Source organism: Microbulbifer agarilyticus, assembly GCF_001999945.1.
Classification (GTDB): Bacteria; Pseudomonadota; Gammaproteobacteria; order Pseudomonadales; family Cellvibrionaceae; genus Microbulbifer; species Microbulbifer agarilyticus_A.
On sequence record NZ_CP019650.1, the window covers coordinates 2,860,918 to 2,883,095 of the forward strand.

The window sequence follows — 22,178 nt, forward strand, 5'->3', positions numbered from 1 at the left end:
CGCGGTACTACTAACTGGTCGTCGGTGTATCCACTTCAGCCTTGCGATTGTCTCGCCACCAGACGTAAACCGCCAATAGGACCGCAGGTATCCCGAGGATCGCGGCATAAGTGAAAAACACGGAGTACCCCATAGAGTCCACCACGATCCCGGAAAAACCGCTGATAAATTTGCCCGGTAAAGTCATCAACGAGCTGAACAGGGCGTATTGAGTCGCTGTGTACTCCTGGTTGACCAGGCTCGACAGGTAGGCGATGAACACCGTATTGGAGATACCCGCACTGACATTGTCAGCGCTAATCAGGATCGCCAGCCAGTTCTTATCTGGCCCGATCTGTGCCATGTGCGCAAATAGAAGGTTGGTCGCGGCAACCATCACTGCACCCAGAATCAGCGGGCGCATAATACCGTAGTGCACAACAAGCAACCCACCGAGGTACGCCCCGAGAATTGAAAAGAAGAAACCAAAGACTTTCACGATCTGGAAAATATCTGTTTTCGAAAACCCCAGATCCAAATAAAACGGGTTAGCCATAACACCCATGGCAAGGTCACTGATACGATAAATACCGATTAGCAGCAAAAGAATCAATGCAAAGCGCCCGTTGCGCTTGAAGAAATCAATTACTGGGCAGATAACCGCTTTTACAAACCATTCTTTTAATCCGCTGTGCTCCCCGGAACCCCAGATTCGCTCTATCCAAGCACGCTCAAACGGTTTGGCCAATTCCGCCGCCTTGGTATGATCGGGCTCGGCAACTATTAGGGTGGTAATAATACCCACACCCATCAGTCCCGCCATACTCAGATAGGAAGTCGACCAGTCCGCAATGTCGGCAATGTACAATGCACCACCACCGGCTACCAATAACGCCACTCGATAGCCAAATACATAATTGGCAGCCATGGCGCCTTGAAGTTCTTCACTGGCGGATTCGATACGAAAAGCGTCAATTACGACATCCTGAGACGCTGCACAAAATGCAACAGCCACGGCGATCAGTGCAATTTTCGTCAGGGCCAGCTGTGGATTGAGATTGGCGAGAAAAAACAGACAAAGGGCAATGCCCAGTTGCGATAGAAGCAACCAGCTGCGGCGTTTTCCCAACAAACCATTAAAGAAAGGAATGCGCAGATGATCGATCACCGGCGCCCAGGCAAATTTGATGGAATAAGTAAGGCCAACCAAACCAAAGAAACCAATCGTGGTTCGGCTCACTCCATAATCCGTGAGCCACGCCGCCAGTGTTGAAAACACCAACAGGAACGGTAGTCCGGCAGAAAAGCCGAGAAAAAACATCGCCAGCACTTTGGGTTTCAGGTAAACCCGCAGTGCCTGTCCCCAGGTCATTTTTGATTCTTGCATGGGCAGGCTCTTCTTCCTTTTATCGGCTTGCCTGAAGTTTCTGCACTAGGTCCGTAACAGCACTAAACGCCTAGCGTCCAAATTTTACTTCTAATTGTGCTTCAGCCAACTTGTTGACCTCAATCTCGGCAGCCACTGCGGCGGCGGGAATTTCATCATCCAGTGCCAACTGCTCTACCTTAAGTGCATAAACACGAATTTGATAGCGATGCGCACCCTGGCCTTTTGGCGGGCAGGCTCCAGCATAACCGGGATCACCCAAGCTGGAGCGGCTTTGTATCGCCTCAGGTACCAGTCCGGCTTTAGGATCACCACTGCCTGCCGGCAACTCGGTAACCTCTGCGGGAATGTTGAACACGACCCAGTGCCAGGCATCAATCGCCGCAGGCGCATCGACATCCTCCATCACCACGGCAAAACTACGTGTCCCCGCCGGCGCACCAGACCAGACCAACTGGGGCGAAAGATTCTCACCGTTACAACCCAACCCATAGTAGAGCTGCGATTCGCGCAAGGTATCACCTTCAGCGTAATCAGTAGACGTCAGCACAAAGGTTTCTGCCCGTACCGCTAAGGACAAAGCCACACCGAAAAGCCCGATCATTGCGCGCAAAAAAATTATTACAGGCGCCATGCAGTATCGCCCTCCCAGTGTAGCAGCCCACGGTTGCTAATCAGCTTGCCCGTGAACCCAGTGCCATTGCAACTATTCGTCGTACGCATAAAAACGCCCAGTAATTGCTGATGCAAAGAATTCACGGCGCTTCCGTTAACAACGTAGAGATAGCTGCCAGGTCCATATTACCCCCGGTAAGTACCACAGCGACCTTCTTGCCACGGAAGCGAGCGCGGTGCTCCAGCAGCGCCGCCACCCCTGTTGCAGCGGAGGGCTCCACCAGCTGTTTGGTACGGGTCCACAACAATTCCAGTGCCTGCCGAATACCCACCTCGGAAACAGTCACGATGTCGTTAACGGTTTCCCGAATTACACTAAAGTTACGCAACCCAAGCGTTGTGCGCAGCCCGTCAGCAATGGTGTCGGCAGTCTGCTCGGTAATACGCACACCACCGCGCAACGAGCGCTGAGCATCATCCGCCCCCTGAGGCTCTGCACCAAGCACCTTAATTTGTGGGGCTAACGCCGAGACCGCCAATCCAACACCAGCCAGCAGGCCTCCACCACCAACGGGAGCCACAAGTAAATCGGGCTCAAACCCCAGTTCACGGCATTGCCCAATAACTTCCTGCGCAACCGTCCCCTGGCCGGCAATAATCCGCGCATCATCAAATGGCGGCACGACGTGCGCGCCAGTCTCCGCGACCACCTGCGCCAGAGTGGATTCCCGCGCGGCAAGGGTCGGAGCGCACAGCACAATTTTTGCACCATAGCCCGCAACCGCGGTTCTTTTTGCCGCGGGTGCGTTTTCCGGCATTACCACGGTGCACTGGATTCCCCGCTGCGACGCCGCCCAGGCAAGCGCCGCGCCATGGTTGCCGGAGGAGTGCGTTGCCACCATGGAAGTGCCCGCCGGTAATTGGAACAGGGCATTCGCTGCACCACGGGCCTTGAAGGCACCCACCTTTTGCAAATGTTCGCACTTGAAGTACACCTCAGCGCCCAGTATGTCGTTCAGCGCAGAGGATGTGATCAACGGTGTTCGGTGCACGAGACCGCAGAGCCGCTCGGCGGCGGTAAAGATATCCGCGGCCAACGGCAAATCAATGGATTCGACAGGAGAATCAGACACAAAGTTACCCATCAAAAAACCGCCCTAATGAGGGCGGTACGGAGAGCTCGGAAAAAAATACCAAATAAAACACAGTTCTGGGCAGCAAACGAACCCGTTAGCCCCAAAGCACATACAATGCCATCAGCGTTATCCACATCAGTAGCGCGCGGGACAACAAACTCTGCATTGCCTCGACTTCGGCGCCGCACAACCGCTGACCTTCATTCACCGCAACACCAGCACTGCACTCGCTGCTGTCGATGCCGCCAAGGGCACCTTCCATATAGCGCTCGAGTACGTCTGCCGTCGTGGTTTCCTTACAGGTCAGGCGTTCACGCCAGGCACGATAGCAACCGGCAAAGTTACCCACAATCGCCAGCGAGAAGCCCAAAGCGCGTACCGGTAGCCATTCGATAAGCCACAACCAGCGCGCTGCCAGCGCAGCCTCTTCCGTCTGTGAATTTTCCGCATCACCTTCAGCGTCAGCATCGTCGCCCGCAACAGCATCGGTTTCTGTCTCTTCGCGGGCAAATGCGGACAGGGCCATCTGGCTCATACGGTACAGCAATGCACCGGGTACACCGAGTAACAAAAACCAGAAGAGCACCGCGAACAGCCGCTCGAACGCGCGGTAGACCGCAGAGTGGAAAACCAGCCGATGCAGAGACTGCGCGTCGGAGGCCTGCGCAACTTCTCGCTCGGCATCCGGGCCCAGCAGTGGGGCCGCTGCGGCTTTGGCCGCATCCAGGTCGCCCTGATACCAGGCGCGCAGGTAACTGGCGACCGCATCGTTAAAGTTGCCCCGCCCAAAGCAATACAGCAGTGCGGGCACGCTTACCACTATTACGCCCAGCCAACCCAGCATGGACTCGGCCAGTGCCAATAACAGTGCCACTGCCATCACCGGTGCCAACACCAGAATGCCGAACCCAAGGCTGTAACGCTGCTTGAGAGCCGGCCAATTCAACACAAAATCCTTCCAGCGGCCAAACCAGGCATCCCGGTGTAGCGGGCCACCTGAGCCCCAAATCTGTACCAATGCCAACGCCAGCAGCACAATCAAAAGTGCCATAATTCCCCCATTATCATCTGTGGCTAACCCACCCCACGCTAGGCCTTGGGCAGATCGCCTTTGTTATTTCCGGCGAGCGCATCCAGCTCGTGAAAATATTCACTCCAATGGAACCCGGGCCCCGGGTCCAACTTCCTACCGGGTGCAATATCCGAGTGCCCGGTAATTCTCGATCGATCGATACCAGGGTATTCCTCGACAATCGCCTCTGTGACCTCCGCCAGCGAGGTGTATTGCTCCGCGGTAAAGGTATCGGTGTCGAGCCCCTCGAGCTCGATACCAATGGAAAAATCGTTACAGTTATCCCGCCCGCAAAAGGTGGACTGCCCCGCATGCCAGGCACGTGCGGTGAACGGCACATATTGAGTTACCCGCCCATTCCGATCGATCAATAAATGTGCAGAGACACGCAAGGTGGCTATCTCCGCAAAATACGGATGCGCATCGATATCCAGATGGCCGAGAAAAAATTCGTCGATAAAGGCGCCACCGTACTGACCGGGAGGGAGACTGATACTGTGAATGACCAACAGATCCACATCGGTATTCTCAGGACGCGCATTGCAGTGCGGACTCGCGACCCGGCGTACACCGGAAAGCCACCCTGACTGGATCTGATATTTCAAAACATGACTCCGCTGAAACTGGGCACGAAGTTATTTTATGGAAGCGACGAAGAGTCTGCCAATAGGCGCTGATACGAGTTACGGGAGGAATATAGCTTTTTTGCGAAAAACGGGCACTTTCTGAACAGAAAACACCCTTATAGACATACAAATGGAATTAGAAGCGCGCAGAGACCAGCGGGTCACAAGACTATACGCGCTCAGCAGGACACAGCAGAAAGCTAAACGCTGATCGCGATTTTACTTTCGCCACAGTTGCCGACTACATACTCCAGCGCTCGCTCAAACAGAGGCCCCTGCTCCAGCGGCAACAGTTCCTCGTTGCGCAAGGCATGTGCCAGCTCCAGGCGCGAGTAAACACCAACTTTCGCACCCTGGCGGTTTACAAACATAAACTGGTCCAGGTCGCTGATGATTGCAGCCAGTCGACAGCGCACCGGAAGCTTTTCCGCCCGGCGCAGTAAGAACCAGCTGTCTTTGAGGTGGTAAGTCTGTTGCCAGTGATTGTCATCGCTGGGCAACGGCTTCAGGTCCTCTGAATTCGCCGCAGCAGCCTCGGTGACCACTTGCTGAATCTCTTCCACCTCCGGCAGCGCCTTCTGCTCCGCCGGCAACTCACGGGATTCATCCAGTACCTGTGTTTCAGCCACTTGCTCTTCGATGACTGCAGCGTTAGTCGCTTCCTCTACCGGAATGGACACCACGCTATCGGCCTCGCGACGCAACTCTTGTACCAGACGCTCTCGGGTACGCCGTTCACGCTCTGACTCGACGCGCTCGCCCAATTTCTGGCGTTCACGGTAGAGCATATCCAAGCCGCCCATCAGACGCTGACGATCACCCGGGCTCAACGAAAGCGATTGCGCACCGGCCTCAAGACGCTTTTTCAGCACCGGCAACAGGCGACGCATTTTCACACTGCTTTCTGGCATGGGTGCAACCACACTCCATATCAGATCACGTGCGGTCAGAACATGCTGACGCCAGGCACTGCTATCGGTACCTTCCTTGAGACAGGCGCGGAACAGGACGCTGCTCCAAACCCGGTTTAGCCACTCATGCACAATTTTCGGCAACTTGCGCTCGGCGGTCAGGGCGTCAAATACAGCGGCGACACGAGCCTTGGAGGCCTCAACACGCGCAGTACCCTGGGCTTCGTCTACGGTGCGGCGCTCCATCACTTCCGCACGTTTGCGCTCGCGCGCAGAGAACTGACGGAAAGATTCGAGCAGGCGCACAAAGATTTGTTCGTCTCGGTCGTACTCAGCCAGTACCGCCTCGACAATAGTGCAGACTTCCCGGTACAGCGGATCATTCAGATAATTTTCGCCTGGCTGCCAGCCAATGGCGGCGTCAGCAAGCTCGTTTAACAGGCGACGTGCGGGGTGCCCACCCTTGCTGAAAAATGCCTTGTCCCCGACAGCCAGCTTCAACATAGGCAGCTGCATGCGGATCAATTGCACTTTGATTGGTTCGGCTAGGTTGCGGTCCTCGAGCATAAACGAGAACAACATATCCACAAGGCGGATAACTTCACTGTCCAGCTCGTGCAACGAAGCGCTTTTCTCGGATTGAACCAGGCTTTGCTGTAGCAACTCGGTAACATTTACCAGCTGACCGGTCGCACCGGTATGCGCAGGCATGGACATCTGGAAATGACCCAACTGCTGCAACAGCGTGGGTGTTGCCATGGCTGGAACGCCCGCTCCGGCTGGAGCCAAACCAGGTCCACCAGAATAGCTTGCGGCAGAACCCGCGCCCGCACTGGGGTAGCCAGTGGCCCCGGGCTGACCCGCACCAGCAGCAAAACCAGCGGGCATACCCGCGGCAGGAATATCTGCAGCGCCAGGTATTTGCACCCCTGGCTCACCGGCCAACGGCGGCTCTACTAGTGCAGTCGGCGCGCCAGGTATCGGCGGTTTCTCACCTCCGTGGCGGCTCCGCTCACGCAGCGGGTCTTGAATATGCGGCAAAACCCCCTGCTCGATCAGCAGACTGTTACAGTCCTCGTACAATTCACCCAACCGATTGGCGAGTTGCAATTCAAACTTCTTCAGCACCGTCATCCGCGCGCGCAGGGAAATTTCCACATCATCGAGCGCATCCGCGAAGGCCGCGCAGATCGCTGCGGGGCCTAACGGCAGGTTTTCATCGTAAATTTTCTCTGGCAGCAAGGTGTCAAGGCGCAGAGAAAGTGCCGCGATAGGCTCGGCATGATCCCGACGAATATTGGCTACCATGGAACGGATAGCGACCTGCTGCTCCAGGTCGTCATTATTGACAAGCGACAGACCGTTAGAGGCTGCACGCAAATCAAGCTCGGCATCCTCGCCGGGGGAATCGTTGCGGGGGTGGTGAAAACGTTCTTCGACACCGTCACAGAAGCTATCAACAAGGTTGCTGTGCTCTACACGGATCGCACGAATAGCCTGGAACAGCTGGTCTTGCTCGTCCTGTTGATGTGCTTTTTCCGCCATCGTAAACAGGGAGTCGTCGACCTGGGCAAAGACTTCCTCCACCCGGGACTGGATCCACTGAATGGCCTTTTGATTGACTAGGCTCACGGTTTTACTTAGTTGTCGGGTGGCAGACTTAACCCCAGAGGCACCACCTCGCCCCGACTTCCCGCCACCACTGATTACAAAAAGCTCGTTATTACTTCTTTCCATATCGTCCATGCTCACCCCAGTATGCCCTTCCTGGCATCGGTTTGACGCGCACCTGCTCGGGTACCTATCTCAAAAACCAACGATCCGAACAGAATGCATCTGGTCATCAGTGCGAATTTTTGGCGCACTCATAATGGTTTGCGCGCCAAAACCGCAGAAATCTATGACTCATGATTATAAAAGCTGTGACATCAAGAGGCAAAAGGCGACCGATGTCTCAAAACATGCCCTCAATATCCTGCAAAGCACAATGACACGCAAGTGCCAAAAGGGACCAATCTGCGTGAATCTCTTTGAAAATTGTACGGATGTACCACAAAGGCATGATATTCAGGAGGGATGGCAGCCAAATTGTGCATTTAGATGCCACGACTGCTTGGAGACAAATCGTTACATTTAGTGGATAGGATGGCAACCCCCGGGCACCCCAGCAACCATGAGAGCACCCCAAAAAGGAGGAATCAGTGCATCTCCCCCCGGGACTTACGCACGGTACCAATAACCGATTGCAGAGCGCGCTCGAATAGCATGCCGTCATCCATAGACATCAACTCGCCCTTGCGCAGCGCAATTGCCAGCTCCGCGCGGGTGAACTCCGCCACTTTGGCACCGTTGCGATTAACAAAGATAAACTGATCAATATCTTTGATAACCGCGGCCAGGCGGCAGCGGAACTGCTCTTCCTCGCCACGCTTGAGCTCGAACCAGCTACCTTGTGCCAGACGGAACGTCTGCTGCCAGTGGGTATCGGTTTCGGGAATATCTTCACCCTCGAGAGATTCTGGCTGCAATTCAACTTCGGCAACGGCCTGCTCCAACGCTTCCATCTCTGGAAGCTCTGCCACAACCTCCTGCACGGCCTCGCTCGCAGTCGCCTTCTCAACTTCATGAGCCTCTGTTTCAGCAACTGCCACAGGTTCTTGCTCTACCACCTCAGACTGACTGGCGGCTTCTGCCATCGCACGCGCTTCCTGCTCAACCTGCTGGCTGCGCTCTTGTATCAGGCGCTGAGCCAAGGCAAAGCGCTCGCGGTAAATCTCCTTGAGACCCGCGAACAAACGACGCGCTTCAAAAGTATTCAGGGAAACCGCTTCCACGCCGGCCTTAAGGCGATCCTGCAGCGCAGGCAACAGCCCGAGCAATTGTTTACGGCTTTCCGGCATTGGAGCATGCACACTCCACACCAGATCGCGGGCGGTACGCACATCCCGACTCCAGGTTTCGCTGTCGGTACCCTCTTTGATACAGGTCAGGAACAGCATATTGCTCCAGACCTTCTGTAACCAATCGGCAACCACCGGCGACAAGTCGCGCTCGGCCATCAAAGCGTCCATCACCGCCGCAACCCGGGCACGTGCAGCCTGCGTCTTGGCCTTGCCGTCGGCCTCATCCACGATCCGCCGTTCCAGGCGCTCAGCGCGCTTGCGCTCACGCAGGATAAACTCGCGGAAAGACTCCAACAGGGTGGAGAAAATATTAATATCCTGGTCGAACTCTGCGAGCACACGGGCAACCACTTCGCTGATTTTTTTGTACAGCGGGTCTTTCTCGTAGTTGTCTTTTGCCTGCCAGCCGGTACACGCATCGGCCAGTTCATTCAGAAGCTTACGGGCCGGGTGACCACCCTTGCTGAAGAACGACTTATCGGCAATCGCAACCTTCAACAGCGGCAACTGCAGGCGACCCAGCTGCGACTTGATTGGCTCAGCCAGATTCCGGTCTTCAAGAATAAAGGAGAACAGCATCTCCACCAGCTTGATGATATCGCTATCCATCTTTGCCAGTGAGGCAGATTCACGCGCTTCAACCAGACGCCCCTGGAGCAGACTGTTGACGTTGAGCAGCTCAACCTGACCATCGCCATAGTTCTGCGGCAAGTGAGACTGCAGCGCACCAAGATGGGAAAGCAGATCTTGCGGGGCCATCGGCGCGACACCACTTCCCAGTGGGATAAGGCCGTGTCCATAGCCCCCTCCAACAGGAGAACCTGAGTACGCCGCACCCTGCTGTGGAACCCCAGCACCCTGCTCCGGAGCAACCTGCCCGTCAACCGGTGCACCTTGCTGCCTTTGCGGACGGGATGCCTGACGCTGCGGACGCGCACTCCGCTGCTGCTTCAGAGCTGGCAAAACCCCCTGCTCAACAAACAGGTTGTTGCACTCATCGTAGACTTTGCCAAGGTTCGCCATCACTACCTGCTCAAACTTCTTCAGCAGGGTCAGGCGGGCACGAATGTGCAGATCCAGCGTGCGCACTGCCTCTACAAAAGCATCGCAAATTGCGTCGGGGCCGAGAGGGTTGTTCTTGTCGTAGATCTTGACGGAAAGAAGGGTATCGAGGCGCAAAGAAATTGCGGACAGGGATTCAGCGAAATCACGCTTGGCATTCGCGACCATCGTGTCGACAGCAACGAGCTGCTCGAGATCGTCGTTATGCACCAGGGAGAGATTATCTGCCGCGTAAGGGTCTTCGTCTTCGGAGGCAGCCTCCTGCACATAAAATGCTTGCGCACATTTGTCGGCAAACAGCTCTACAACGCGGCGACGCTCTACACGCAACAGACGCAGCGCCTGAAAAAGCCCATCCTGCTCATCCTGCCCGTGCGCCTTCTCGGCCATCGCAAACAGCGAATCATCGACCTTGGCGAAGACTTGTTTGGCCAGCTCCACAAGCTGCTGTTGCGCCTTGTCGCGCACCACTTCAACTGCCGCTGGCAGGCTCGCATCCGTATGAGATTCACGTTTGCCACGTGTGCCACCCTGCAGGGAGACCACATTGGAAGGTGAACGTTCGCTGTCTTTCATGCCATCTAGCCTCGTCCGGTCTTCCGCTGGGGAAGATTCCGGTGATGCATCACAGCAGCCCTGGGAAGCCACCGTGCTCGAATTATTGGATTTCTTGCGCTCTCGCTTATCGGCCCGAAACACCACCTTTGAGCCAAAGGAAGCAGAGAGCAAGGCAACCTATTTTGGTCGACCGTTGATTCTAAAGACAGTTCGTGTCAACAAACAACCTCAGACAGAATCGCTAGACCGTTTTTGCGACTTCATTCACAGGTACCCACACCGGTAAGCCCCAAAGCAGCCCGCTCAGCTCGCTGCCGACACCTTATACGCGTTCTTCTTGCGAGCAGATTTGCTAGTATTGGCGCCCCACAATGCCCCTGCTTTCGGATTTCGTCTTTATTTAGGCGAGTACTATTGAGGTTCGAGTATGACGCCCGCCACTGCCAACATCCCCAACCTTGTCCCGGACATCCAGCGCTCAGTACGCGATGCACTGACAGAGGACGTGGGCGATGGGGACATCACGGCACAGCTAATTCCGGCCGAGCGCCAAGCCCGCGCCAGGGTGATCACCCGTGAGGAGTGTGTATTTTGTGGTCGCGCCTGGGTAGACGAGGTGTTTCGACAGCTCGATCCTGCGCTGAATGTCATTTGGCACGTGGAAGACGGCCAACGCGTCGAAGCAAACAGTACATTATTTGAACTGGACGGCAACGCCCGCTCCATTCTGACCGGCGAACGCTGTGCACTGAACTTTGTACAGACGCTTTCCGGTACTGCTAGCACCGCAGCAACCTATGCAGCGCTGACCTCTGGCACCCAGATAAAAATCCTGGATACCCGCAAAACCATTCCCGGCCTGCGTACCGCGCAGAAGTACGCCGTACTTTGCGGGGGCTGCGAGAACCATCGCATTGGTCTCTACGATGCATTTTTAATCAAGGAAAACCATATCGCCGCAGCCGGCGGCATCCGCAATGCGGTCCAGCAGGCCCATCAGATTAAACCCGGTGCGCTGGTGGAAGTGGAAGTGGAAAGTCTGGAAGAACTTCAGCAGGCACTCGATGCCGGCGCCGACGTGATCATGCTGGATGAGTTTACCGATGACATGACAGAGCAGGCACTGAAACTGGCCAAGGGCCGGGCCAAGATTGAAATTTCCGGCAGTGTGAATGAAGCCCGCCTGCAACAACTGGCGAACCTGGAAGTCGATTACATTTCCTCAGGCAGCCTGACCAAGCACCTGCGTGCCATCGACCTGTCTTTGCGCCTGTACTCGGAGTAAATAAAGCCCCGTATAAACAGCGCTAGGTGTAGGGATTATGCAGAGGGCCGATATATCCAGTACTGGTGCAGCAAGTAGTTACTCACCAACGTCACCAGCGTTGCCCCTACCTGCGCAAACACGTAAGGCAAAAACAACAGTAGCAGAGCAAAGCTCAGCGTATTCACCCCCAGGCCAATAGCCACCACAACAATAAATCTTGGCAGCGCCTGCCGGTGCCCGGCGCGGCCATGAAACGTCACGTGAAAGTTCAGCAGGTAGCTGACCACCGCGGCACCACCGTAGGCGACCGCCGATGCAGTCACCGCAAACACGCCAAACAGCTCCACCAGCACGATCAACAACAGGTACTGGACCGCCGTTGCTACCCCGCCGACCAGAATAAAACTCCCGAGCCTGCGCGCAAGGCCATACAGTGGCCGCAACAGCCACGCGGTGCTTTGCCGGTCGGACGAGGAGTACTCGGCGGATGTGGGGTCAGACTGGGGCATGATGTTGCGGTTTGGACTCAACTGGTTCAAGGGCCTGTGAAATAAGTGAAGGTTCGACCACCACGGTGCCCTCCTGTTCCACCGACTCAGGCGATACGGTATCTGCGGCTGCGGCATCATCGGCACGACGCCGCCGCATTGCCCCCGCTAGCACCACCGCCTGCACCAGCAGCAACCCTTCTACGGGCTTGCGATAGCGGCCTTCATTCACAGAAATCGGCAGCAATCCCTGCACCAGAACCCAGGTAAACAGGAGTACACTCAATAACCGCGTACCGCCGAGTCGGCGCCAGTACAACAGGGCAGCCAGCATTAACAGCAGGGTAATGGGCGCCCACACCCAGCGCGTATGATGGTTCACGGCCTCCAGCCAGCGAGCCTGGTTATTATCCGGCCAGGAAGAACCAAAAAACAAATTCACCAGATTGTCGCCGGTCAGCTGCAGGTAGCGCGCGAACGTCAGCGGATATTCGGCCATCACCGCATCCCAATCTTCGGAACCATTGGTGATATCGATATCAGCCTTTACCACACCTTCCCGGTTTGCGCTCCAGTCGCTAAGCGGTGCCAGGGGTTTCGCATCCATCGCCGGCGAGGCAAACCAGTACACCCAGCGCGCACCATTGCGATCGTAGCTAATATGAATGTCGCGCTTGCCGGAGCGCGCATACAGTTCATTCAACTTGCCAATACCGTGAGGCGCGACCAGGTGCATGGCGGAATAGCTGCGGTACACCAGTGGCCCCATGATCAGGCCAAGTACCAACAGGCTATAGCCGGCCTTGGCAATCTTTTGCGGCTGCACCAGCCACAGCCAGGTGGTAACGACGGCGGCAAACGGAATCGCGATACCCCGCGTCAATCCGGCGGCCGCCCAGAGCACAACCATCAACAGGAAGCTTGCGAGTGTTTGCTTACGTCGACAGCGCCAACTGGCATAGAGCGCAGCCCCCAGCAACGGCAACAACAGGGTCTCCTGCATGAAGTAGCCGTATATTGCGATCCACGAAGGCAGTAGCGAAATTCCGGCCCACACGGCCGTTGCCATCAGGCGCGACGACAATAACTCGCGCGCAAACCGATACCAGATCCACGGGGTAACACAGGCGAGTAGCACCGTGTAAAACGCGATTAGCAGTGGCTCACCCAGTGTCAGCTTGGCAAGCATCCCGATATACAGCTGGTACATCACCGGGTCGGTGAGCGTCATGGGGTCGGTGCGCAGGGTTTCCGTGCCCTGCTCCCAATGCCGCTGCGGATCACTCCAGATAAAGTCAATTGGGTTGTACGTAAGGATATGGTCGATGCGCAGCCAGATACCCAGCGCGATCAACAGATACAGTCCCGCATACAACAACCAACGGCGGTCAATATGCAGTGTTCCCTGGGGCAGAACGATCAAGGCCAGATCGCCCCCCCTGCTCAGGAGCGCACCTTGGTCACGCTTGAAAAAATCGAATTTCATCGTTGCGGCCGGCTCCGGGACTACACGGGTTTAGCGGCGGGTTTAGCCGATGTTGAGGCGCCAGATACCAGCGGCTCGACAGCCGGAGCATCTTTGCCACGGTAAAAGAGCCGGCCGTGTCCAAAGCGCAGTATGGGGAACCAGCGCCCCAAAAATGCAAAAGCCCCACGCTCGCCAATGTAATGTGCGTAAGCGACGTAAGTCGGATCCCAGGACAGGTGACGCTCTTCGGTGCGCGCGCGCATGAAGTAGATAAAGTTCACCATCAATAACAGCAGAGACTGACGCAGGGCCTCGGTCCCACTCGCACTGACCATAAACGGCATGGAGATCATCCACCAGGAAATGTTTTTACTGATGTATGCCGGGTGCTTGGTAAACCGATAAGGGCCGTTGGTGAGAATGCCGCGATGGGTCAGGTTGGAAAAACGGATTCCAAACGGAATACTGGCCCATACGTAAACGGCAATGAGCAGCAAAATAATAGAACCCCAGAGGCTGTAGGCCCAGGGGGTATCCCAGAACCAGTATCCCCACGCCGGCGCATCGTCATATTTGAGATAGGTGCCGGAAAAGAGGCTCCAGAATGGCTGGTATCCGATCAGTGCCACCCCCCAACCAAGGAAGCTGGGTTCCACGGTGCGGATATGTGAATCGAACAGGCGCAGGGTGCACACATAACCCACGGTGACAAACAGCAGATCAATGTAGAAAAGGAAATTGAACGTGAAATCAAAGACCGATTTGAAATTGACCAGCAGACTGGAAAAATCAAAATTCAGCAGGTTCGTGAGATTATTGCCGAGATAAACAAACATCAGCGGCAGGAAGAACAGCTTCACCAGCCAGCCGAGGTACAACTGGCCAACGGCTTTGCCCGATACCTCTTTGGTATTCCCCATCACCCAGCTTCCGAGCTGCCAGTAGCCATCTTTCGGTGACTGCATGGCACCATCTACCAGGTAAAAATAGGGGACCGCCAGCGCCATCCACCAGGGCAACACCGCTTTTACCACCGCGTAATAATTATCGTAAAAGGAACCGTGATACTCGGGGAATAGCCAGTACACAAACGCCACCGAGCCAATCGTGAGATAAAAACCCACCAGCTTCAGGGCGGTGCGGCCCCAATTGAAATTCACCCGGCGAAAGTCGAGACCGGCGGACGGATTGCGCCACGGCTTAATGAAGACCCATTCCAGCAGGATGATTGGCAATGCCAATGCGACAGCAACCAGCACCAGTGACTGGGTTTTGACATGCAGATCCTGACCGTATTCCCGCAACCAGAAAACCGCAGCGAGCGACACGCCGAGGGCAAACAGGTTGATCCACATATTGGTGGGGGCATCCGGACAGGACGGGACAGCATCCGCCCCACCCTTCCGAGACGGAGAGGCGCGCTGCGCGGCTGGCTTTTTGGAGGCCGGATTTTTACTTTTTATTTTCTTCATGCTCGGTCCAACTTGTACAGCCGAACCAAGTTTTGGCATCACGAAAAATACCAGATGGGGCGGCCAGACCACAGGTCATATTTGCACCAGTTTACCGCCATACCCGGAGCACCGCCAGAATCCTCAGGACATCACTGGATAAGGGGAGAACCAATAGTCAGTTAAGTCGCCCAACTAGTCACCCGACGGGTCACCTGACTGCTCTCAGTGATGGTGCTCATGCTCCGCTGGAGCTTCTTCCTGCTCGGCCGGCTCAGTTTGCGGCACCGTGTCGGTAGCTTCAGTGCCGTGGCCCTTGTGGTTGGCATGCATCGAGTGCTCGCCGTGGACCTCAGTGACACCCAGAGTTACACCCTGCTCGCTGGGGGTATTGTGAGTACCGTGGATATTGTGAGTACTGTGAGCATCGTGGCCAGTGTGAGCGCCATGAGCGCCATGCCCCAGGGTTCCCCAAAGTGTCCACACCCCGAACACCAGCACCAGGGACGCCATGGATAAACGCACCCCTGGCTTTTGCACAATCTTGCGCAAGCGCGCGGCCGCCATGCCGGTCGCCAGCACCGCAGGGGCAGTGCCCAGACCGAAGGCGAACATGGCGAGCGCTGCCTGCTTACCGCTCCCCTGGGCAAGCGCGAAGGTCAGCGCGCTGTATACCAGCCCACAGGGCAGCCAACCCCAAACCGCACCCAGCGCTACCGCCTGCGGGGTCGACTTTACCGGCAACAGGCGTCGCGACAAGGGCTGCACTGCGCGCCACAAAACCGCACCGCCGCGCTCCAGCCATACCAGCCCGCGCCACCAATCCGCCAGGTACAGCGCCATGGCGATAAGCATCACTCCCGCGACAATACGCAGTGGCGCCAGGCCAGCGGCCAAATCTGCAGCCAGGAAGGCACCGAGGCTGCCCACAAGCAGTCCCATCAACGCGTAACTGGCGATGCGTCCGGCCGAGTATCCGAGCAACTTGGGCCACTGGGGCTTCTCCCCCGGTACCGCCAACCCAAGTGCACCGGAGATTCCGCCGCACATACCAATGCAGTGACTGCTGCCCAAAAAACCGATCGCCAGCGCAGCGGCGAGAAAAGTCCAATCCGTCATCAGTCCGGCTTCCGCTCGTCACTAGCACTCGACGCTTTGCTTGCGGATGCCCCCGGTGGTACCTCAGCACGCACTGTCTCAGCCTGCTCCGTATCTGTCTGCTCCGTATCAGCCTGTTTTAGAGGCTTGCGGTCGTCTTCAAACAAGATCCGGCGGCTTTCCGTTTCCAAGTCATCGTACTGGCCATTGTTCACCGCCCAGAAGAAAAACTTCACCGCGCAGGCGACAAAGACGATCACGATGGGCACGAGAAGAAAAATACTGTCCACTTAAACCTCGAAATAGGATTTCGGCATCATCGGATTTATGCCGCGGGCTGCCAGCGCGACAAACGCAGCGCGTTAACCACCACCAGCAGAGAGCTCAACGACATGCCGATGGCGGCGGCCCAAGGTGGCACCAGCCCGAGGAAAGCCAGAGGCAGCGCCAGCAGATTGTACAAAATGGCCCACCGCAAGTTTTGCCGGATAATTTTGCGGCTACTCGCCGCCAGGGCAAACGCGCGCGGCAAGGCGCAGAGATCGCCCTTCAATAGGATTGCATCCGCCCTGGATTGCGCGAGGTCCGCCGCCGACATCATCGCCACGGATACGTCGGCACCGGACAGCACCGGCACGTCGTTGATGCCGTCGCCAATCATCAATACGCGCTGACCGTCACTCTGCAGTCGTCGCAACTGCTGCAGCTTCTGCTCGGGAGAGGCTCCTGCCTGATAGTTGCGGATACCCGCAAGGCCTGCCAGGCGCGGCACTTCTGCAGACTGATCGCCACTCAGTAACTCAACCGCGACGCCCTGCTCACCCAGCATGTGCACCGCACCGGTTGCACTGGGACGCATATCATCGCCCAGCCCAAGCCAGGCTACCGGCCCCGAACCATCACCCAGTAACAACCACTGCCCGGGCTCTGCGGGGGTAGATATCTCAAACCCGGAAGCACAGATTTCACCGACAAAGCGTGGCGCACCCAGACGGTATTCGACACCGTCACATACGCCTGCCACACCCTGCCCGGTCACCGCACGCAGGTTGCTGGCCGAACGATTGCCAAACCAGGGGCGAAACGCGCGCGCCAGCGGGTGATTGTTTTCCACCTCCAGGGCGGCAGCGATATCGCGCGCCGACTCTTGAGAAACGCCGTCCCTGAGCGGTGTCACCACGCGCAATTGCGGTGCACCCTCGGTAAGGGTCCCGGTTTTATCGAAGATCACGCGATCGACCGTGGGCAAGGTTTCCAATACATGCCCCTTGGCAACCAAAAGTCCCAGCTGCTGCAAACGGAGCGTCGCCGCCGCCAGCGCTGCGGGCGTCGCCAGTGACAGTGCACAGGGACAGGTAACCACAAGTACCGACAGGGCGACCCAGAACGCGCGCCCCGGGTCCTGCTGCCACCAGAATACAAAAGCGGCCACCGCAATACACAGTACTGCGGCAATAAACCGCCCGGCAATCCGGTCGGCGAGCGCCGCCTGCTCCGGCTTGTCCAGCTGCGCCTGCTCCACCAGCTTTTCGATTGCGGATAGGCGTGTGCCACTGCCGGCGGCGGAAATCCGCACGGTGAGCGACGAATCGCTGTTCACACTACCGGCAAATACACGGCTGCCGCTGACCTTCTGCTGCAACTCAGACTCGCCGGTAAGAATGGATTCATCAACCCCACTCGCACCCTCGGTAACCACACCATCCACCGGCACGGTATCCCCCGGGCGCAACAGGATGTGCTCGCCAACCGCAAGCGCCGCCACCGGCACGGATTCAAGCTCACCATCCTCTCCGCGACGCAGGGCGGCTAACGGCAGCAGCTGCGCAAGCCCGCCACTGGCCAGCCCCGCCCGATGACGCGCGCGCATCTCGACAAAGCGCCCCAACAGCAGGAAAAAGGTGAACATGGAGACGGACTCGAAATACACCTCGCCGGTGTCGAAAACCGTGGCATAAACACTGGCACCATAGGCCAGCCCGATGGCCAGCGAGACCGGTACATCCATTATCAGGTGGCCGCTGCGCAGGGCGCGCCAGGCCGCCGCAAAAAACGGCTGCGCCGCATAACACACCACCGGTGTTGCGACGATGAGAGACACCCAGCGGAAGAACTGCTCGAATTGAACATCGATGCCTTTGTTACCGCCAAAGTAGAGGGCAATGGCAAACATCATCACCTGCATGGTGCCCAGACCAGCCACCCCCAGGCGCCGCATAGCGGTGCGACGCTCCTGCTGGATCAGCTGTTCATTGTTGGCCGCGGTTGCCGGAGAAGGACGGTAGCCAATGCGGGTGAGCGCAGCAAACAACTCGCTCAATTTGACCTGTGACAGGTCAAGCACGATCTGCGCACGATGGGTACTGGCATTGACCGAAACGCGGTGCACGCCAGGCATCGCCTTCAGCTGCTTTTCGATTAACCACACACAGGCGGCACATGTGATACCGCCCACCAGCAGGCTGGCAACCTTCAGAGGTTCAGCAGTATCGACTCCGTGGAGGGAACCCGAGAAATCGCGCACGAACTCTGCCTGCACCTGCGGCAGATCATACGCTTGCCAGCGCTGGTCCTGCGACGATGTTTCGGGGCGTTCGCTGCTGTTTTCACGAAACCGATAGAAGTTATCCAGGCCACCGGCGACGATCGCCCCGGCAACAGCTTCGCAGCCTGGGCAGCACATGGGGCGGGCAACCCCATCAATGGTGACGGAATACTGGCTGCCCTCAGCCACGGGCAAACCACAGTGGAAGCAATCGCTGGGCTCGGCAGCGACACGGGAAGGATCAACAGCAGAAGAATCCGGCGCGAGAGAATCGCTCATCGAATCACCCATGGATTCATTGCTCCGCAGGCTTCAGGGGCACTCCATTGCCAATATTGAAATTAATCTCCCCTTTCAGCCGCCACTCCGCCTGGTCGAAGTTCTCCGGGTTCAGTTCCGGCATCAGCTGCAAATACCAGCGGTGGCGCATGGGTGCGGCGACTTCTCCGCGATAGCGGCCGATGGAAACCTGCTCGAGCACCACATGCTCATCCAGGTCCGCTTCCACCGGGTGGCTGAGGATCAGCAACAGCTTTTCCGGGTACTCAAGGCTCCCACGCAAATCGAGGGACACGGACTTTTCCTCCGGAGAAAACAACAGCATGCCCGCCAGACCGAGCGCTTTCGCCTGCTGGTCCTGCTCAGCACGGTAGTGATACAGGCGACTGTCCTTGTAATAGGTATCGCTCACCACGTCATCGCCATGCCGCACAGCAATGGACAGCAAAGAAAAAGACACGATCACCACCACCACCAGTGGCGCCATCACCACCCAGAACCAGGGCTCGCGGTACCAGACACCTGGCGATTGGGAATTTTTTTTCTGAGGCACGAACTTATTGAACCCGAACTCTAAATCTACGAATTAATTGGAATAAATGCCTGCTCGGGGGCAAAGCCCCCGCTGGCTACTTGGGACCGATAAACACGGTCTTGTGACGATCCTTGAGCTCGGGCGCATCTTTGGCCTGAATCTCAATATAGATGTCGTGCTTGGTATCCTTCAGCTGTTCCTTGGGCACACTAACCCGAATCGGCACAGAGTATATCTCGCCGGGAACGACATAGGGATTCCCCTGCATACGCAAGGAATAATCGTACCCCTCTTTGCCGTCTATGCGCACGGTAAACTCGTGCGGGCGCTGATCCATATTATTGATTTTGACCGTGTAGACATTCTGCACCATACCCTGTGACACCCGATACATGCGGGCACCGCGGTCACGCTGCACTTCCGCCTGCACCGGCGAGCGCGTCACTACCTGATGGGCGAAGGCGCCGATAAGGATGAGAAGCACCAGCCCATAGCCCAGCAGACGCGGGCGCAAATACTGGGTTTTGCCCGTCTCCAGCTCATCCTCAGAGGTGAAGCGGATAAGCCCACGCGGGTACTCCATCTTGTCCATCACACTGTTGCACGCATCCACGCACAATCCACAGTTGATGCACTCGTACTGCATGCCATCACGAATATCGATATCTACCGGGCACACCTGTACACACCAGTAACAGTCGATGCAGTCGCCCATGCCCTGGGATTTATAATCCACATTTTTCTTGCGCGGGCCACGGGCTTCGCCACGACGGGCGTCGTAGTAGACAGCAAGGGTATCCTGGTCGTACATGACCGACTGAAAACGTGCGTAGGGGCACATGTATTTGCACACCTGCTCACGCATAAAACCGGCATTCATGTAGGTGGCAAAGGTAAAGAACGCTACCCAGAATACCCCTTGGGGATGGGCCTGGAAGGTGGCCAAATCCACCACAAGATCGCGAATGCCGTAAAAATAGCCGACAAATGCCAGTGCTGTCGCGAGGGAAATAAACAACCAGATCGCGTGCGTGCCGCTTTTACGCAACACTTTTTCTGCCCCCCAGGGTGCCGCATCCAGCTTCATGCGCTTGGCGCGATCGCCTTCACACACCCGCTCCGCCCAGATGAACATCAGGGTCCACACCGTCTGCGGACAGGTAAAGCCACACCACACGCGACCGAGCCAGGTGGTAATCGCAAACAGAGCGAAAGCAGAAATGATCAACAGCCCCGCAAGCAGAATGCCATCTTGCGGACCGAAGGTAGCCCACAAGATATGAAACTGCCGCGCGGGCAGATCAAACAGAACCGCCTGCTGACCATCAATGTTCAGCCAGGGTATAAAGAAAAAAGCGAGAAGTAGTGGTAGGCCGGTGTATTTACGGATTCGGGTGAAAACACCACGGATATGACGAATATAGATTTTATCGTCGGATTCGTAGAGCATCCGGTAGCGGACTTCGCCATCACCATCTTGCTCTTCACGGGTCGGAATTCTATCGCTCACAATACCTCACTCCCCCGAAATTGTGTCATTCGGGCATTCCTGCAGTGGATGCAATGAGGCTTGTTCTTCTTCCCTGCGGTGCCCTTCCCTCAGGCTGAGGCGGCGATCATTCGCCGCCCGCCTGTTCAATAAGCTCTAGCAAACAAGCTTACTGCTGTACGTCTTCCTGACGTGACAGGCTGTAAACGTAAGCTGCAACCAGACGAATCTTGTCATCGCGCAACTTGTCTTTCTGAGACGGCATGTTGTTGCTGCGGCCACCGCGCACAGAGTGCTGAATCTCTTCGCGAGTACCGCCGTACAGCCAAATGTCGTCGGTCAGGTTCGGCGCACCCAGAGCCTGGTTGCCTTTGCCGTCCGCACCGTGACACGCCATACATACAGTGCCAAATACCTGTGCACCCTGCTCCGCCAGCGCCGCGTCGTGCTCCTGACCACTCAGGGACAGAACATATTCAGCCACTTGCTTCACACCGTCACCACCGATAATCGGCTCCTGCGGCGGCATCATGCCCTGACGGCCATTGTGCAGGGTCTCGAGGATTTTTTCCGGAGAACCACCGTACAGCCAGTCGTTGTCTGTCAGGTCTGGGAAGCCGTAGTTACCACCACCATCAGCGCCATGACACACGGCACAGTTGTTGGCAAAAATACGCGCGCCCATTTTCAGCGCATCGCGGTTTTCCGCGATCTGCTCAATCGGCATTTCTGCGTACTTACCGTAGGTTTCCTTGAAGTCCGCTTCGGCCTTGGCCTGGTCTGCCTTCAGTGCACCAACGGATGTCCAGCCGCCGATGCCCTTGAAGTTACCCATACCCGGGTAAATCACCAGGTACGCAACAGAGAACACAAGGGTGATGATAAACAGCAAAAACCACCACTTAGGCAGCGGGTTGTCATACTCTTCGATACCATCATATACGTGGCCAGTGGTTTTGTTTTCCGGGTCGTCCTGATCATTCACCGCCACTTTGCGGTTTGCAAAAAGAATCCAAGTTACCAATGCAAGATTGGCGAGGGTGAGCACAATTACCCAAACACTCCAAAATGTACTCATTTGTCCTGCCCCTGTTTCTGTTTCTCACCGGCCTTCTTTTCGGCCGTGCTATCGCTCTCGCGAGCGCCCTTATCTAGAGTTTCCTGCTCGTCGGCAAACGGCAGCTTGGCATCTTCCTCAAAGCGTTTTTTACGTTTTGGCGAAAAAGCCCACCAGCAAACCCCGAGGAATGCCAGCGAACCGAGAACCACACCAATTTGCCGCAGAATATCAATATCCACCGAGCACCTC

Annotated in this window: 18 protein-coding genes; 1 reads left to right on the forward strand and 17 read right to left on the reverse strand. The window is 56.6% G+C overall.

Annotation, left to right across the window (positions count from 1 at the left end; all coding sequences use genetic code 11):
* Positions 1-10: 10 nt before the first annotated feature.
* The 7 genes from Mag101_RS11910 to Mag101_RS11940 all read right to left on the reverse strand — a co-directional run bounded on the left by Mag101_RS11910 (position 11) and on the right by Mag101_RS11940 (position 10,267).
* On the reverse strand, positions 11-1,366 hold the full coding sequence (locus tag Mag101_RS11910) for an AmpG family muropeptide MFS transporter (RefSeq protein ID WP_077405243.1): 1,356 nt from the start codon (positions 1,364-1,366) through the stop codon (positions 11-13).
* Positions 1,367-1,436: 70 nt separating this feature from the next.
* Positions 1,437-2,000: a YbhB/YbcL family Raf kinase inhibitor-like protein gene (locus Mag101_RS11915; RefSeq protein ID WP_232325002.1), complete on the reverse strand. Its 564-nt coding sequence runs from the start codon at positions 1,998-2,000 to the stop codon at positions 1,437-1,439.
* 121 nt (positions 2,001-2,121) lie between these two features.
* Positions 2,122-3,114 (reverse strand): threonine ammonia-lyase, encoded by a 993-nt coding sequence (locus Mag101_RS11920; RefSeq protein ID WP_232325003.1) that lies wholly within the window; start codon positions 3,112-3,114, stop codon positions 2,122-2,124.
* A gap of 97 nt (positions 3,115-3,211) precedes the next feature.
* Complete coding sequence (gene ampE, locus Mag101_RS11925; RefSeq protein WP_077405249.1) at positions 3,212-4,168, reverse strand: regulatory signaling modulator protein AmpE; 957 nt, start codon at positions 4,166-4,168, stop codon at positions 3,212-3,214.
* Positions 4,169-4,206: 38 nt separating this feature from the next.
* Entirely contained in the window at positions 4,207-4,794 is a 588-nt protein-coding gene (gene ampD, locus Mag101_RS11930; RefSeq protein WP_077405252.1) for a 1,6-anhydro-N-acetylmuramyl-L-alanine amidase AmpD, read from the reverse strand.
* Between the two features lie 221 nt (positions 4,795-5,015).
* Positions 5,016-7,358 carry a DUF1631 domain-containing protein gene (locus Mag101_RS11935; RefSeq protein WP_232325004.1) on the reverse strand — a complete coding sequence of 781 codons (2,343 nt, stop codon included), beginning with the start codon at positions 7,356-7,358 and terminating at the stop codon, positions 5,016-5,018.
* A gap of 566 nt (positions 7,359-7,924) precedes the next feature.
* Positions 7,925-10,267 carry a DUF1631 domain-containing protein gene (locus Mag101_RS11940; RefSeq protein ID WP_077405255.1) on the reverse strand — a complete coding sequence of 781 codons (2,343 nt, stop codon included), beginning with the start codon at positions 10,265-10,267 and terminating at the stop codon, positions 7,925-7,927.
* 409 nt (positions 10,268-10,676) lie between these two features.
* Here Mag101_RS11940 and nadC point away from each other — a divergent pair, with 409 nt between their 5' ends.
* Entirely contained in the window at positions 10,677-11,534 is an 858-nt protein-coding gene (nadC, locus tag Mag101_RS11945; RefSeq protein ID WP_077405258.1) for a carboxylating nicotinate-nucleotide diphosphorylase, read from the forward strand.
* Between the two features lie 35 nt (positions 11,535-11,569).
* On the opposite strand, the gene Mag101_RS11950 is transcribed toward nadC, so the two are convergent.
* The 10 genes from Mag101_RS11950 to Mag101_RS11995 form a co-directional block, all read right to left on the reverse strand.
* Positions 11,570-12,025, reverse strand: a complete 456-nt coding sequence (locus tag Mag101_RS11950; protein WP_077405261.1) for a GtrA family protein — start codon at positions 12,023-12,025, stop codon at positions 11,570-11,572.
* Positions 12,012-13,490: a hypothetical protein gene (locus Mag101_RS11955; protein WP_077405264.1), complete on the reverse strand. Its 1,479-nt coding sequence runs from the start codon at positions 13,488-13,490 to the stop codon at positions 12,012-12,014. The genes Mag101_RS11950 and Mag101_RS11955 overlap by 14 nt, the downstream gene beginning before the upstream one ends.
* 20 nt (positions 13,491-13,510) lie before the next feature.
* A complete protein-coding gene (locus tag Mag101_RS11960) occupies positions 13,511-14,944 on the reverse strand; it encodes an isoprenylcysteine carboxylmethyltransferase family protein (RefSeq protein WP_232325005.1) in 1,434 nt (477 codons plus the stop codon).
* Between the two features lie 204 nt (positions 14,945-15,148).
* The gene (locus Mag101_RS11965) at positions 15,149-16,042 is read right to left on the reverse strand and encodes a sulfite exporter TauE/SafE family protein (protein WP_232325006.1); all 894 of its coding nucleotides are present in this window, start codon (positions 16,040-16,042) and stop codon (positions 15,149-15,151) included.
* Positions 16,042-16,311 carry a cbb3-type cytochrome oxidase assembly protein CcoS gene (ccoS, locus tag Mag101_RS11970; protein WP_077405267.1) on the reverse strand — a complete coding sequence of 90 codons (270 nt, stop codon included), beginning with the start codon at positions 16,309-16,311 and terminating at the stop codon, positions 16,042-16,044. The genes Mag101_RS11965 and ccoS overlap by 1 nt, the downstream gene beginning before the upstream one ends.
* 35 nt (positions 16,312-16,346) lie before the next feature.
* Positions 16,347-18,845: a heavy metal translocating P-type ATPase gene (locus Mag101_RS11975; RefSeq protein WP_232325007.1), complete on the reverse strand. Its 2,499-nt coding sequence runs from the start codon at positions 18,843-18,845 to the stop codon at positions 16,347-16,349.
* A 16-nt stretch (positions 18,846-18,861) separates the two neighbouring features.
* Complete coding sequence (locus Mag101_RS11980; protein WP_232325008.1) at positions 18,862-19,398, reverse strand: FixH family protein; 537 nt, start codon at positions 19,396-19,398, stop codon at positions 18,862-18,864.
* Positions 19,399-19,474: 76 nt separating this feature from the next.
* Entirely contained in the window at positions 19,475-20,890 is a 1,416-nt protein-coding gene (gene ccoG / locus Mag101_RS11985; protein ID WP_077405273.1) for a cytochrome c oxidase accessory protein CcoG, read from the reverse strand.
* A gap of 148 nt (positions 20,891-21,038) precedes the next feature.
* Positions 21,039-21,947 (reverse strand): cytochrome-c oxidase, cbb3-type subunit III, encoded by a 909-nt coding sequence (gene ccoP / locus Mag101_RS11990; RefSeq protein WP_198039983.1) that lies wholly within the window; start codon positions 21,945-21,947, stop codon positions 21,039-21,041.
* Positions 21,944-22,168 carry a cbb3-type cytochrome oxidase subunit 3 gene (locus Mag101_RS11995; protein WP_077405276.1) on the reverse strand — a complete coding sequence of 75 codons (225 nt, stop codon included), beginning with the start codon at positions 22,166-22,168 and terminating at the stop codon, positions 21,944-21,946. The genes ccoP and Mag101_RS11995 overlap by 4 nt, the downstream gene beginning before the upstream one ends.
* Positions 22,169-22,178 lie beyond the last annotated feature (10 nt).